The organism is Pseudonocardia acidicola (assembly GCF_012911935.1).
GTDB lineage: Bacteria > Actinomycetota > Actinomycetes > Mycobacteriales > Pseudonocardiaceae > Pseudonocardia > Pseudonocardia acidicola.
Genome location: NZ_JAAXLA010000012.1, coordinates 102,373 through 115,511, shown reverse-complemented (window position 1 = coordinate 115,511; position 13,139 = coordinate 102,373). Strand labels below are relative to the sequence as shown.

Below are 13,139 nucleotides of genomic sequence, written 5' to 3'. Positions count from 1 at the left end.
GGTCACCACCGCCACGCCACCGTCCGTCATCGCGCCGCCCCTCCTGAAACACTCCCGTACCCGTCCGACACCGAGCATCGGTACCACGGCGAGCACGGCCGAGCAGAGGCCGCACCCGTGCGGGTGGCACGCGTACCGTGCGAGGTGCCACGGCGGTCTGCTCCGGCAGCACGCACCGCCACCGCAGGGAGACCGCCATGAGCAGCACCCCGATCGCCGATCACGCTCTGCTGTCCGACCGGCACGGCGCCGCCCTGGTGACCCGCGCCGGCTCCGTCGACTGGCTGTGCCTGCCCCGCTTCGACTCGCCGTCGCTGTTCGGGCGGCTGCTCGACGACACCGCCGGGCACTTCCACCTCCGGCCGGCCGGCGGGGACGCGGAGGTGACACGGCGCTACCTCGACGAGACGATGGTCCTCCAGACCACGTTCCGCACCGGTGACGGCACCGTCGCCCTCACCGACGCGCTGGCCACCGGCGCCGGCGCCGACCCGCACGCCCTCGGCGCCGGCGCGCCGCGGCTACTGGTCCGGGTGCTGGAGTGCACCGCGGGCACGGTCGACGTCGAGGTGGAGTTCGCGCCGCGCCCGGAGTACGGCCTGGTGCACCCGCTGATCACGGTCGTACCGGGTGGCGCGGTGGCCCGCGGCGGCTGCGACGTGCTCGCGCTCTCCTGCCCGGCGGCGCTGACCGTCTGCGGGCCGACGGCGACCGCCCGGATCATGCTGCGGGCCGGTGAGCGCGCGACCCTGGGCATGCTGCACCGCACGACGTCGGAGCCGTTCCCGGCCCCGCTGCCCGCCGCCGAACTCGACGCCGCGCTCACCGAGACCGTCGACGCCTGGCGGGCGTGGTCGCGGCTGCATCAGAACTACCAGGGGCCGTGGCGGGAGCTGGTGCACCACAGTGGGCGGGTGCTGCAGGCGCTGTCCTATCAGCCCACAGGCGCGGTGGTGGCCGCGGCGACGACGTCGCTACCCGAGGAGGCCGGCGGCGAGCGCAACTGGGACTACCGCTTCGCGTGGGTCCGCGACGCCAGTTTCACCCTCGAAGCGCTGTGGGTGGCGGCCTGCCCCGACGAGGCGTACCAGTTCTTCGACTATCTCGCGGCGAGCTCGGCGGGCCAGGTCCACTCGGGTGCGGACCTGCAGATCATGTTCGGCATCGGCGGCGAGCACGACCTGTCCGAGCGCGAGCTGGGCCACCTCGACGGCTGGCGGGCCAGCCGTCCGGTGCGGGTCGGCAACGGGGCCTGGAGCCAGCGCCAGATCGACGTCTACGGTGAGCTGCTCGGCTCCGCGTACCGGCTCGTCGAGCAGCTCAACCCGGACCACCCCGGCGCGACGGCCTGGCGGGAGTTCCTCACCGCCTGCGCGGACACCGCGGCACGGCGCTGGCGGGAGACCGACCAGGGCATCTGGGAGCTGCGCGGGCAGCCGCGGCACTTCGTGTACTCCAAGCTCATGTGCTGGGTCGCACTGGATCGGGCGATCAGGCTGGCGGACACGCTGCGGGCCGGCGACCGCGTCGAGCGATGGCGGGCGGCGGCGCAGGAGATCCGGGAGGCCATCCTCACCCAGGGCTGGGGCGACACCGCGAAGTCGTTCACCCAGGCCTTCGGCTCGCCGGATCTCGACGCGTCCAACCTGATGATCCCGTGCGTCGGCTTCCTGCCCGCGGAGGACCCGCGGGTGCTGGCCACGATCGATGCGGTCGAGCAGCGGCTCACCGACGACCGCGGGCTGGTCTACCGGTACCGCACCGTGTCCGGCGCGCCCAGCCCGGACGGGCTGGCCGGCGAGGAGGGCACGTTCCTGCTGTGCACGTTCTGGCTGGCCCACGCGCTCGCGCTGGCCGGCCGGGTCGGCCGGGCCCGGGAGGTGTTCGAGCGGGCCATCCGCCACGTCAACGACGTCGGGCTGCTCGCGGAGGAGGTCGATCCGGCCGGCGGCGAGCTGCTGGGCAACTTCCCGCAGGCATTCAGCCACATCGGCCTGATCAACGCGGCCTGGGCGATCGCCGAGGCGCAGCGCCGCCGGGGGTCGGCACTCAGCCCAGCGGCGGGATGACGCCGGCCTGCTGCAGCCAGCCCAGCCGGTCCCCGTGTGGTTTCCGGCCGGCCCGTCCCGGCCGCTGCACCAGCGACCCGATCAGCAGCCCACGGAGTAGAACAGCACGGTTACGGAGAGCCGTGGACGGCGTTTCCGACGACGGATTCGCGTCTTGTCCGCCACCTGCGACGTCGGTCGGGGCGACCGGGAGGCTGCCGTGGCTCAGACGGGCCGCAGGCCCCAGCTGCCGGTCCAGGTCTCTCCCGGCGCCAGCGTGATCAGGTCCTGCCCGGAGTTCAGCGCGTCGGGTGGGCAGGTCATCGGTTCCACCGCGACGACGCGACCCCGGCCGGGGCGGTCGTCGGGGGTGTAGACCTGCACCCAGCGGAAGTCGGGATCGGCCCACAACTCGACCGCGCCGTCCGGGGCGTCCAGCCGGTGCCGGACGAGATCGTCCCCGGGTGCCGGCGCGGCACCGCCGAACGCCGCGTCGAGCACCCGCCCGCGCAGCGGCAGGCCGCCGCGGAAGTCGTCGTCGCCGGTGACGGGCACCGCGGGACCGGCAGGCAGCTGCCGGTCGTCGAGCGGCAGCACCGTGCTCGCGGCGAGGGTGAGCACGATGTCGTCGGTGGCGGCCTCGCCGACCCGCGGGTAGGGATGCGCACCGACGCCGAAGGGCACCGGCTCGGGGCCGGCGTTGCGCACGGTGTGGGTGACCCGCAGCCCGTCCGGGCCGACGGCGTACCGGACGGTCGTGGCCACCGGCACCGGCCACCCGGGTTGCGGTACCGCCACCGCGGCCAGCGTGATCGAGTCCGGGGTGCGCTCCACCGGCCGCCACTGCGTGTAGCGCAGCAGGCCGTGGATGGCGTTGCCCGCGGCCGGCTCGGTCAGCGCGAGCTGCTGGGTCGTGCCCCGCCAGGTCCAGCGCCCGTCGCGGACCCGGTTCGGCCACGGCACCAGCACCGAGCCGGACCCGCGCGGCGGGCGCTCGGTCTCGTCGAAGGTCTCGGCATAGGCGCGCCCGTCGACCTCGAACGCGCGCAGCACGGCGCCGACCTCGGTGACCACGGCGCGGGTGCCACCGTCAGCGATCACGAACTGCTCGCCGGTCGGCGGCATCGGTGCGTTCACGGCGTACAGACAACCATCCTCGCTCATCGGTGGTGCCCGCCCTCCCCTCCGCCACCCGGTGAAGGGGCCGCGGTGTGAGTCCGCCGCCCGCGCTACGGCTGAGCCGCCAGGTCCCGCTCGATCCCGGCGACCGCCCGGGACAGTGCGCCGACCAGGCCGGGCAGCCGGTCGCGGTCGAACCGGACGCTGGGCAGCGAGACCGACACCCCGGCCAGCGGCACGCCGTGCGGATCGCGCACGGCCATCCCGACGGCCATCACCCCGGGCTCGGTCAGCTGGTCGTTGATCGCGAAGCCGCGCTCCCGGATGAGCTCGAGCTCGCGGGCGAGCACGGCCCGGTCCGGTCCGCCCGCGGCGCAGCGCGCGTCCACCTCGGACGGCGCCAGCGCGGCCAGCAGCGCCTTGCCGCCGGAGACCAGGTGCGCGGGCAGCTCGCGGCCCTCGCGATCGCCGACGCGGAGCACCTGCTCGCTCTCCACGGTGGCCACGAACCGGATCACCGTGCCCACCAGAACCTGCAGGTTCGCGGTCTCCCCGGTGCGCTCGACGAGTGCGCGCAGGTGCGGCAGCGCGACCCCGCGCAGCACCGTGACCGGTTCGGGCGTCACGCTCGCCGGGCGCAACGCCGGTCCGGCACGGTAGCGGCGCTCGTCGTCCTGCACGGCGAAGTCGCGGTAGACCAGCATCGCCAGCAGCCGGTGCGCCGTGGACCGCGCGATGCCCAACCGCTCCGCGGCCTCGGAGACCCGCAGCGGGCCCTCCACCTGCAGGATCCGGGCCAGACGCAGGGCGTGGTCCACCGACGTGATCGCGTACGCGGGCTGGTTCCGCACAGCAGAACGATAGATCCCGGCGAGCAGAACCCACTTACGGTGCGGGCGTGCACACTGTGACGGGTGACGTCGATGTGGTCGTCGTCGGTGGGGGCATCGGAGGCCTGGCGAACGCCTACGCGCTCTCGCTGGCCGGTCTGCGGGTGCGGGTGCTCGAACGCGCGGCCGCGTTCGGCGAGGTCGGGGCCGGCCTGCAGCTCGCGCCCAACGCGACCCGGATCCTGCGCGAATGGGGCCTGCTCGACGAGGTCGTCGGGCGCGGCTGCATGCCTCGCAGGCTGGTCTTCCGTGACGCGGTCGACGGCACCGAGCTGACCCACGTCCCGCTCCGCGACGACGTCGAGGCCCGGTACGGGGCGCCGTACGCGGTGATCCACCGCAGTGACCTGCTGGACGCGCTCTACGCGGCCTGCCGGCGGATCGGCGTGGACCTGGTGACCGACAGCGCCGTCACCGACGTGCGGACCGACGGCCGGTCCGCGACCGCGATCACCGCGCGGCAGCAGCACACGGCCGCGGTGGTGCTCGCCGCCGACGGCCTGCACTCCACGCTGCGCGCCCGGTTGAGCCCCGACGAACCGGTCTGCTCGGGTTACGTGGCCTACCGCGGCACCGTCCCGACCGCGGACCTCGATGCCGACCGCGCCGCCGCACTCGACGACGTCACGGTGTGGTTCGCCCCCGGCTGCCACCTCGTGCAGTACCCGCTGCGCGGCGGTGCGCTGCTCAACCAGGTCGCCGTCTTCGCCTCCCCCGCATGGGCGCACGGCGCGAGCACCTGGGGCACCCCCGGCGAACTCGACGCCGCCTTCGCCGACACCTGCGCCCCGGTGCGCGGCGCGCTCGGCGACCTGTGGCGGGACCGGTGGTGGCCGATGTACGACCGGGCGCCGATCAGCCGTTGGGTCGACGGCCGGCTGGCGCTGACCGGTGATGCCGCGCACCCGATGCTGCAGTACCTCGCGCAGGGCGCCTGCCAGGCCCTGGAGGACGCGTACGTGCTGGCCGAGCAGGTCGCCAAGGGCGGTGACGGCGGCGAGCCGGACTGGGACCGGGTGCTGCGGGCCTACCAGGAGCTGCGCGAACCCCGCACCACCCGGATCCAGCGGACGGTTCACGTGTGGGGCGACATGTGGCACTGCGACGGGCTCACCCGCACCTTGCGCAACGCCCTGTTCCGCGACCGGGATCCGCTCGACCACAAGCACATCGGCTGGCTGTGGGGCGGCTGAGGTACCGGGCGGGCAGGCCTGCCCCGTCCTCAGTCCAGGACGTGCAGCTCCATCGCGAGCCGGACCAGCTCGGCACGCCGTCGCAGCTCGTGGCGCCGCAGCATCGTGGTGACATGGAACTTCACGGTGTGCGGGCTGATATGGAGCCGCTCGCCGATCTCGTGGTTGTTCTCCCCCCGCGCGATCCGGCGCACGATCTCGAGCTCGCGTTCGCCGAACGCCTCGGGCGTCGCGGACGGCGATGCCGACCGGCGCAGCAACCGGCCCGCGATGCGGGGGTCGAAGTAGCTGCCGTTGCGGCGGAGCTCGCGCAAGATGTCGGGGATCCGGGCGGTGCTGGTGTCCTTGAGGACGTAGCCCGCCGCGCCCGCCCGGATCGCCTGCGACAGCAGCTCGGCGTTGCCGTAGGCGCTGAAGACCAGAACGGTCAGCTCGGGAAACCGGCGGGTGAGCTCCGCGCACAGGTCCGTGCTGTTCTCCTCGCCCAGCCGCAGGTCGAGCAGCAGCACATCGGGCCCGGCCCGCTCGATCAGGGCCGGGGCGTCGGCCGGGGAGGTCGTCGCCCCGGTGAACTCGAGGTCGTCCTCGCGGGCCGCCATCGCCCGCAGGCCGTCATGGACGATCTCGTGGTCGTCCACCACGCAGAAGCGGATCACGCCGGTTCCGGCCGGGCGTCGTGCGGGATCACCGCGCGCACGGTCAGGCCGCCCGCGGTCCCCGGCTCGACGCAGACGTGGCCGCGGGCGCGCTCGGCCGCCGCCCGCATCGCCCGGAAGCCGAGGTGCGTTGCCGCTCCGGCGAGCACCTCGTCGAGCGCGGCTGCATCGAGCCCGCAGCCGTCGTCGCTCACGGTCAGCACAGCGTCGGTCGCGGTCATCTCGAGACAGATGCTCGCACGCCGGCACCCGGAGTGGATCTCCGCGTTGACGAGTGCCTCCCGGCCGATGCGGACCAGCGCGTCCGCGATCGGGCCGGCGAGCAGGGTGTCCGGACCGCGCAGCTCGAACGAGCGGGTGACGCCCGCCCGGCGGCCGGCTGCGGCGACCCGGTCCAGCACCTCCGACGCGCGGGGGCCGACCGGGCCGTCGCGGTCCTCGGTAAGCAGCACGAGCTGGCCGCGCAGCTTCTCCATGCACTGCTCGGCGGCCAGCCCGATGGTGGCCAGCCGGCTGCGCAGCGCCGGATCCGTCGCGGTGAGCCGGCCCTCCTCGGCCGCGAACCCGATCTCCACGAGCCCGCGGACGACGGAGTCGTGCACGTCGAAGGCCAGGCGTTCGCGCTCCTGGCGCTGGATCATCCGGACCCGGTAGTCCTCGACCGCGCGCCGCTTGAGCCCGAGCGTGGCGTATCCGGCGAACTCCCCGAGCAGGTCCTCGTCGAGGTCGGTGAACGGCCGCAGGCGCCGGTTGCCGATGTAGAGCACGGCCTTGATCTCGTCCTCGACGAGGACGGGGGCCGCCATCGCCGACACGATCCCCTCCCGGACGGTCTCGGCGACCGGCGCGGCGTACAGGCGCCCGTCTCCGGCGTAGTCGAGGGAGCGCACCGGGCGCTGCAGCGAGCGGGCCAGCCCGCCGAGCCCCTGGCCCAACCTGATCCGCAGATGCCGGAACTCGGCCGTGCGGATGCCCAGGACCTGGTCGAACGTGAACGTGTCCACGTCGTGCTCGGGTAACGAGAGGTAGGCGACCTCGGACCCGAACAGGTCGCGTACCGAGACGAGCATCGACGCGAGCGCCGCCGCCACGTCATCGCTCGTCACCGCCGCCTCGGCGACCTCTCTGACGGCCCGCTGCAGGTCGGCGTTGATGCGCAGCGCGCCGGCACGCCGGCCCCGCCGCAGGGCGGCGCCGACGGCGCGGCTGCAGCGCGCCTGCATCTCCGGCTCGGCAGTGCGCGGCAGGGGCTGCGGTGAGGTCGTGCCGACGACGACGGCGCCAGCCCCGAAGGCATCGGTCCACGGGATGGCGACGGCCGAGCGCAGCAGCAACCGGTAGGGCCGCAGGGCCGAGGCGATCTCGAGATCCACGAGCACCCGCGGCGATCGCCGCGGTACCGGCCGGCCGAGCACCAGTGGCTCGTTCGGCAGTGGCAGGTCGCCGGGATCGCGGGCGCTGGCGGCGAGCACGAGGACATCGGCGCCGGGCGTGTCCGGTCGGTAGACGACGAGCCCGATGTCGGCGCCGAGCAGCATGCGGATTTCCGCGAGCACCGGCTGCAGGGCGTCGTCGATGGCGTTCGAGCGGCCGGCGTCGACGTGGTACTCGGGGCGCAGACCCACTGTTGACGTCGGGGGCACCGGCGCCCTCCCTTCCGCTGCCGACCGGGCCCGCCCAGTAAAGCCCCACACCGGGCCCGGCGAAACTCCGGCGCACCGGTCGGGATTGCCCGAACGGGCAGGTGTCGCATGGCCGTCTCGGCATGGGTTTTCTGCCGACACCGGTACCTGCGGTCTTGATTCACTCGGCGTGCCGCCCGCCGATCCGCGTCCCACGAGGAGACACCGCATGACATCACCCACCCGGACGTCGTTCGTGCTGCCCGGGCTCACCGAACCCGCGGAGATCGTCGTGGACCGGTGGGGGGTGCCCCACATCTATGCGGAGAGCACCTACGACGCCTTCCGTGTGCAGGGCTTCAACGCCGCCCGCGACCGGCTCTGGCAGATCGACTTCTGGCGCCGGCGCGGGCTGGGCCGGTTGTCCGAGGTGTTCGGCGACGAGCACGTCGAGCGGGACCGGGCCGCCCGGCTGTTCCTCTATCGCGGCGACATGCACGGCGAGTGGCTGTCCTACGGCTCGGACACCAAGCGGGCGTCCACGGCGTTCGTCGAGGGGATCAACGCCTACGTCCGGCTCACCCGCGACGACCCGGACCTGTTGCCGGTGGAGTTCCGGGAGCTGGGTTACCAGCCGGCGTTCTGGGAGCCGGCCGACGTGGCGCGGATCCGCAGTCACGGGCTGTTCTACAACCTGCGCGAGGAGGTCGCCCGCGCGCTGACGCTGCGCGACCATCCGGCCGAGGTCGAGGAGCTGCGCCGCCGTCGCGAGCCGGAGCGCACGCTGTCCATCCCGGACGGACTCGACCTGAGCCTGATCCCGGACGACGTGCTGCGCGTCTACGATCTGGCCACCACTCCACCGGTCTTCGCCCCGCCCGCTCCGTACGACGCCGGGGGCAAGGTCCTCCCCGAGGGCAGCAACAACTGGGTACTGGCCGGCGACCGCACCGCGACCGGCCGCCCGATGCTGGCTAACGACCCGCACCGGGCGGCCGCGGCGCTGCCCGGCCTGCGCTACCTGGCCCATCTGTCCGCCCCGGGCTTCGACGTGATCGGCGGCGGCGAGCCCGGGCTGCCGGGCATCTCGATCGGGCACAACGGCCGCATCGCGTTCGGCCTGACGATCTTCTCGATCGACCAGGAAGATCTCTACGTCTACGAGACCAACCCGGAGAACCCGCGCGAGTACCGCTACCAGGACCGCTGGGAGCCCATGCAGGTGGAGCGGGAGACGATCGCGGTGCGCGACGGGGCGCCGGTCGAGGTGGAGCTGCTGTTCACCCGGCACGGACCGGTGATCTACACCGACGAAGGCAAGCGGACAGCGTTCGCCGTCCGGGCGGCCTGGCTGCAGCCGGGGATGGCCCCCTACCTGGGCAGCATGGACTACATGCGGGCCCGGGACTGGGACGAGTTCCTGGCCGCGATGAACCGCTGGGGCGCGCCGCCGGAGAACCAGGTCTACGCGGACACGGACGGCAACATCGGCTGGAAGACCGGCGGGCTGACCCCGATCCGGCCCAACTGGGACGGCACCCTGCCGGTCCCCGGTGACGGCCGCTACGAATGGGCCGGCTTCTACGACATGGACGAGCTGCCCGGGTCGTTCAACCCCGAGCAGGGCTTCATCGCCACCGCGAACGAGATGAACCTGCCCGAGGACTTCCCGTCCGACCGGCACATCACCTACGACTGGTACGCCCCGTACCGGCGGCACCGCATCGACGAGGTGCTGGCCGCCGCGACGGCGCCGACGCTCGCGGACATGGTGGCGTTGCAGGGCGACTACGTGAGCGTGCCCGCCCGGCGGATCCTCGCCCGGGTCGCGGCGCTGCCCGTGCAGGCCGACGTCGACGGTCTGGATCTGCTGCTCGGCTGGGACGCCGACCTGCGGCCCGACTCGGCGGCCGGCGCGCTGTTCGAGGTCTGGTACCGCCGCCACCTGCGCCCGGCGCTGATCGCGAAGGCCCTCGAACCGCTGGTCGGAGCCGAGCGGGTCGCCGGCACGATGGCGCGGATCGCGAACTCCGAGGACCTGCTGGCCGACGCCCGGATCGACCTCGAGCTGATCGAGAAGCCCGGCGACCGGCTCGGCGCCGACCCGGAGCGGTTCCTGACCGGCACCGTGGCGGCCACCCTGCCCGCCGCCGTCGCCGAGGTCGAGCAACTGCTGGGCCCGGACCGGGCGGCCTGGAGCTGGGGCCGGTTGCACGTCGCCCGGGCCGTGCACCCGCTCAAGGCGCTGCTCACCCGGGTGCCCGAGGACCAGCTGGTCGCCGGCCCGCTCCCCCGCGGCGGCAGCGGCGACACCGTCGGCAACACCGCTTACGGGCAGAACTTCGTGCAGAGCGCGGGTTCCACCTTCCGGATCGCCATCGACGTCGGCGAGTGGGACGCCTCGCTGGCGATGAACGCGCCCGGGCAGAGCGGGCGCCTCGACGATCCGCACTACACCGACCTGTTCGAGCCCTGGGCGCAGGGCGCTGCGTTCCCGCTCGTCTACTCGCGCGAACGCGTCGACGAGGCCGCCGAGCAGATCATCTCGCTCGCTCCCCCCACCAGCTGATCCCCACGAGGAACGGAGACCGACGCATGGGACACCTGCAACTACCCGCCGGCAAGAAGATCGCCGTGAACCTGGGTACCGACTTCGACGCGCAGTGCCTCTGGCTCGGCGCCTTCAACCGGACCAGCCCGGCGTTCATGTCGCGCGGCGAGTTCGGCGCCGAGGTCGGCGTGCCGCGGCTGCTGGAGCTCTACGACCGCTACGACGTCACGTCGACGTGGTTCACCCCGGGCCACTCGGTGGACACCTTCCCGCAGTGGTGCAAGAAGATCCTCGACGCCGGCCACGAGTTCGGCCACCACGGCTACTACCACGAGATCCCGCCGGCGATCAGCCGCGACACCGAGCGCCGCCTCGTCGACCTCGCGTTCGCGACCTACAAGAAGGTCCTCGGCATCCGGCCCACCGGGTACCGCTCGCCGTACTGGGACTACAGCGAGAACACCCTCGACATCATCGAGGAGTCGGGCTTCCGCTACGACACCAGCCTGATGGCCCGCGACCTGGTGCCGTACCACCCGCGGCGCTGGCAGGTGAACTGGGAGCAGGGCAACGTCGCCGGCAAGGCCAGCGAGGTCCTGGAGATCCCGGTCAACTGGTACCTCGACGACTTCCCGCCGCTGGCCTACACCGGCACCTCCACCGGCATGCAGGACACCGAGACGATCTTCCGGCGGTGGCGGGACATCTTCGACTACGCCTATGAGCGCGTCGAGAACCCGGTCTTCGCCTCGTGCGTGCACCCGCAGATCATCGGGCAGGCACACCACATGCTCTGGTACGAGCGGCTCATCCAGCACATCGCGTCCAAGGACGGCGTGTGGTTCGCGACCTGCGACGAGATCGCCCAGGCCTGGGTCGACGACGAGGACGACAAGAAGCTGATGGCACTGGAGGACGTCCGCGGGGTTCAGCCCCCGCCCGCGGACTCCAGCTGGGCGCAGTAGCGCCCGTGCGCCCGGCGGCGGCCACTGACAGGCCGTCGCCGGGCGGATGACAGGCTGGGGCCGGCCCGGGCCACGGACCCGGCAGGACAGGAGCGCCCATGACCGCGACGGCAGCCGATCCCGTGGCCGTGGTGGGCGCCGGCGCGGTCGGCAGCACGCTCGCCGCCGGACTCGCCGAGGCCGGCCACCCCGTCGTCGTGTGCGGCGGGACCCCCCTCGACGCGATCACGCTCACCGACCACCGCGGCACGCACCGCTACCCGGTCCGCTGGGCCGAGCGCCCCGGCGACCTGCCGCAGGTCCGCTGGGTGTTGCTCGCCACCAAGATCCACCAGACGCCGTCGGTGCTGTCCTGGCTGTCCGCGCTGGCCGGCCCGGACAGTCACGTGATCGCCGCGCAGAACGGCGTCGACCACCGCGACCGGCTCTCCCCCGTCGTCGACGGCGCCGTCGCACCCGCGCTGGTCTACATCAACGCCGAGCGCACCGCCCCCGGCACCGTGCGCGCCCGCTTCACCGAGCGCGAGCTCGTACTGCCTGACGACGAGGCCGGCCGCGCCGCCGCGAGCCTGTTCGGCGACACCTGGGTGCGCGCCGAGGTCGTCGCGGACTTCCGCACCGCCGCCTGGCGCAAGCTGCTCACCAACGCCACCGCCAACCCGATCACCGCGCTGACCGGGCGCCGGATCGAGGTGCTCAGGGAGTCCGTCGTCGCCGAGCTGGCCACCGGCGTGCTGCGCGAGGCGGTCGCGGTCGGCCGCGCCGAGGGCGCCACGCTGCCCGACGAGTGCGTCGAGCAGACCCTGCGCTGGCTGCAGGACCTGCAACCGGGCAGCACCTCGTCGATGTTGCAGGACCGGCTGGCCGGCCGGGCGCTGGAGTACGAGGGCCTGACCGGCACGATCGTCCGGCTCGCCGACCGGCACGCCGTCCCGGTGCCGGCCAACCGGGCGCTGCTCGCGCTGCTGAGCGCGCTGGAGCCGGGCTCAGGCCGGTCCGGCTAGTCCCGTCGAAGCGCGCCCGGATCACGTCGCGGGCCGCGCCGGCCCGATCGGCGGGCTCAGGATCGGGAGATCGACGCCGGCCTCTCGGAAGGCCGCAAACCGTTCCTGACAGCGCATGTCCACGCGCATGTCCAGTGGTAGCGCCGTTCGTGCGGTTGCGTTTTCGACGACCCCTGCTGGGTACGTGGGATTCGGCGGACCGAGACGGCCCCGGAGCAGGAAGGCGGACCTCCATGACCCAGCCAGACACGAAGGTCGACAAGGACGACTGGCGACGCGTCCTCGACCAGCTGACCGCGGAGCACGAAGGCGACTACATCACCATCGAGCTCAACGCCCCCGAGATCGGTCACGAGCACGAGGCGGAACAGAAGCCTTTCGCCTATGCGACCTACGACCCGAAGGACGACGTCGTCATCGTCGCGGTGGGCCAGGACGATCCGGAGGAGCCGGTGCTGCGGCACATGGTCTGGCACCCCACCGAGGTCATCGCGGCGCTCGATTCCGACAGCCCACCGGCGTTCGAGGTGGTCGAGCCGGACGGGACAACGACGCTGGTGACGTTCTACCCTCAGCATGTGATGGCCTGAGGTTGTAGATACCGATCGGAGAATCCGATGACAACCGGTGCGCAGACCCACGCGGATCACGATCACGAACACGGCGCCGGCTGCGGGCACGTCGCGTTCCAGCACGGCGACCACACCGACTACGCCCACGGCGGACACGTGCACAGCAAGCAGGGCGATCAGTGGGGCGAGTGCGAGGTCAGCGGGCACACCACCCACGACGCCCATGACCACCAGCACGAGCACGGCTGCGGGCACGTCGAGGTTCCGCACGGCGACCACGTCGACTACGTGCACGACGGCCATCGGCACGCCGCCCACGCGGGTCACTTCGACGAGCACTGAGCGGCGCCGACCTCTGGCCCGCCGAATTCCCGGCGCACCGCGGTGCGCGCCGGAGGGCTGCCGCCAGGCGAGCCCGCGCGCCGGGCGGGATGGTCGTGGGATGGCCGAGGCCGTACTGATCGGCGGGGCGTGGGACGGTCATCGCGAGCAGGTCGCCCTGGGCGTGGACGGCCTGCC

The 13,139-nt window shown here is 73.1% G+C and carries 11 protein-coding genes; 7 read left to right on the top strand and 4 right to left on the bottom strand.

What is annotated here, in order from left to right; translation table 11 throughout:
- Positions 1–197 precede the first annotated feature (197 nt).
- A complete protein-coding gene (locus HF526_RS09335) occupies positions 198–2,069 on the top strand; it encodes a glycoside hydrolase family 15 protein (RefSeq protein WP_169380945.1) in 1,872 nt (623 codons plus the stop codon).
- Positions 2,070–2,273: 204 nt separating this feature from the next.
- Here HF526_RS09335 and HF526_RS09330 read toward each other — a convergent pair whose 3' ends face one another.
- Positions 2,274–3,212, bottom strand: a complete 939-nt coding sequence (locus HF526_RS09330) for an aldose 1-epimerase family protein (RefSeq protein WP_239028476.1) — start codon at positions 3,210–3,212, stop codon at positions 2,274–2,276.
- A gap of 65 nt (positions 3,213–3,277) precedes the next feature.
- Positions 3,278–4,018 carry an IclR family transcriptional regulator domain-containing protein gene (locus tag HF526_RS09325; RefSeq protein WP_169380943.1) on the bottom strand — a complete coding sequence of 247 codons (741 nt, stop codon included), beginning with the start codon at positions 4,016–4,018 and terminating at the stop codon, positions 3,278–3,280.
- A gap of 47 nt (positions 4,019–4,065) precedes the next feature.
- Between HF526_RS09325 and HF526_RS09320 the strand changes: the two genes are divergently transcribed.
- The gene (locus HF526_RS09320; protein WP_338051378.1) at positions 4,066–5,250 is read left to right on the top strand and encodes an FAD-dependent monooxygenase; all 1,185 of its coding nucleotides are present in this window, start codon (positions 4,066–4,068) and stop codon (positions 5,248–5,250) included.
- Positions 5,251–5,279: 29 nt separating this feature from the next.
- Here the strand turns inward: HF526_RS09320 and HF526_RS09315 are convergent, their stop codons facing one another.
- Together HF526_RS09315 and HF526_RS09310 are read right to left on the bottom strand one after the other, a co-directional pair.
- Positions 5,280–5,906: a response regulator gene (locus HF526_RS09315; RefSeq protein ID WP_169380942.1), complete on the bottom strand. Its 627-nt coding sequence runs from the start codon at positions 5,904–5,906 to the stop codon at positions 5,280–5,282.
- Complete coding sequence (locus HF526_RS09310; protein ID WP_169380941.1) at positions 5,903–7,549, bottom strand: GAF domain-containing protein; 1,647 nt, start codon at positions 7,547–7,549, stop codon at positions 5,903–5,905. The genes HF526_RS09315 and HF526_RS09310 overlap by 4 nt, the downstream gene beginning before the upstream one ends.
- A gap of 208 nt (positions 7,550–7,757) precedes the next feature.
- Here HF526_RS09310 and HF526_RS09305 point away from each other — a divergent pair, with 208 nt between their 5' ends.
- The 5 genes from HF526_RS09305 (at position 7,758) to HF526_RS09285 (ending at position 12,962) form a co-directional block, all read left to right on the top strand.
- Positions 7,758–10,097, top strand: a complete 2,340-nt coding sequence (locus HF526_RS09305; RefSeq protein WP_169380940.1) for a penicillin acylase family protein — start codon at positions 7,758–7,760, stop codon at positions 10,095–10,097.
- Positions 10,098–10,123: 26 nt separating this feature from the next.
- A complete protein-coding gene (locus HF526_RS09300) occupies positions 10,124–11,044 on the top strand; it encodes a polysaccharide deacetylase family protein (RefSeq protein WP_169380939.1) in 921 nt (306 codons plus the stop codon).
- A gap of 98 nt (positions 11,045–11,142) precedes the next feature.
- The gene (locus tag HF526_RS09295; RefSeq protein WP_169380938.1) at positions 11,143–12,048 is read left to right on the top strand and encodes a 2-dehydropantoate 2-reductase; all 906 of its coding nucleotides are present in this window, start codon (positions 11,143–11,145) and stop codon (positions 12,046–12,048) included.
- 233 nt (positions 12,049–12,281) lie between these two features.
- Positions 12,282–12,638, top strand: a complete 357-nt coding sequence (locus HF526_RS09290) for a DUF5335 family protein (RefSeq protein WP_169380937.1) — start codon at positions 12,282–12,284, stop codon at positions 12,636–12,638.
- Between the two features lie 27 nt (positions 12,639–12,665).
- Positions 12,666–12,962 carry a hypothetical protein gene (locus tag HF526_RS09285; protein WP_169380936.1) on the top strand — a complete coding sequence of 99 codons (297 nt, stop codon included), beginning with the start codon at positions 12,666–12,668 and terminating at the stop codon, positions 12,960–12,962.
- The last annotated feature ends 177 nt before the right edge of the window (positions 12,963–13,139 follow it).

Bases quoted from the DNA above. Each gene is read 5' to 3' on its own strand.
- HF526_RS09335 (WP_169380945.1), top strand. From the start codon at position 198: ATGAGCAGCACCCCGATCGCCGATCACGCTCTGCTGTCCGACCGGCAC.
- HF526_RS09330 (WP_239028476.1), bottom strand. From the start codon at position 3,212: ATGAGCGAGGATGGTTGTCTGTACGCCGTGAACGCACCGATGCCGCCG.
- HF526_RS09305 (WP_169380940.1), top strand. From the start codon at position 7,758: ATGACATCACCCACCCGGACGTCGTTCGTGCTGCCCGGGCTCACCGAA.
- HF526_RS09300 (WP_169380939.1), top strand. From the start codon at position 10,124: ATGGGACACCTGCAACTACCCGCCGGCAAGAAGATCGCCGTGAACCTG.
- HF526_RS09295 (WP_169380938.1), top strand. From the start codon at position 11,143: ATGACCGCGACGGCAGCCGATCCCGTGGCCGTGGTGGGCGCCGGCGCG.
- HF526_RS09290 (WP_169380937.1), top strand. From the start codon at position 12,282: ATGACCCAGCCAGACACGAAGGTCGACAAGGACGACTGGCGACGCGTC.
- HF526_RS09285 (WP_169380936.1), top strand. From the start codon at position 12,666: ATGACAACCGGTGCGCAGACCCACGCGGATCACGATCACGAACACGGC.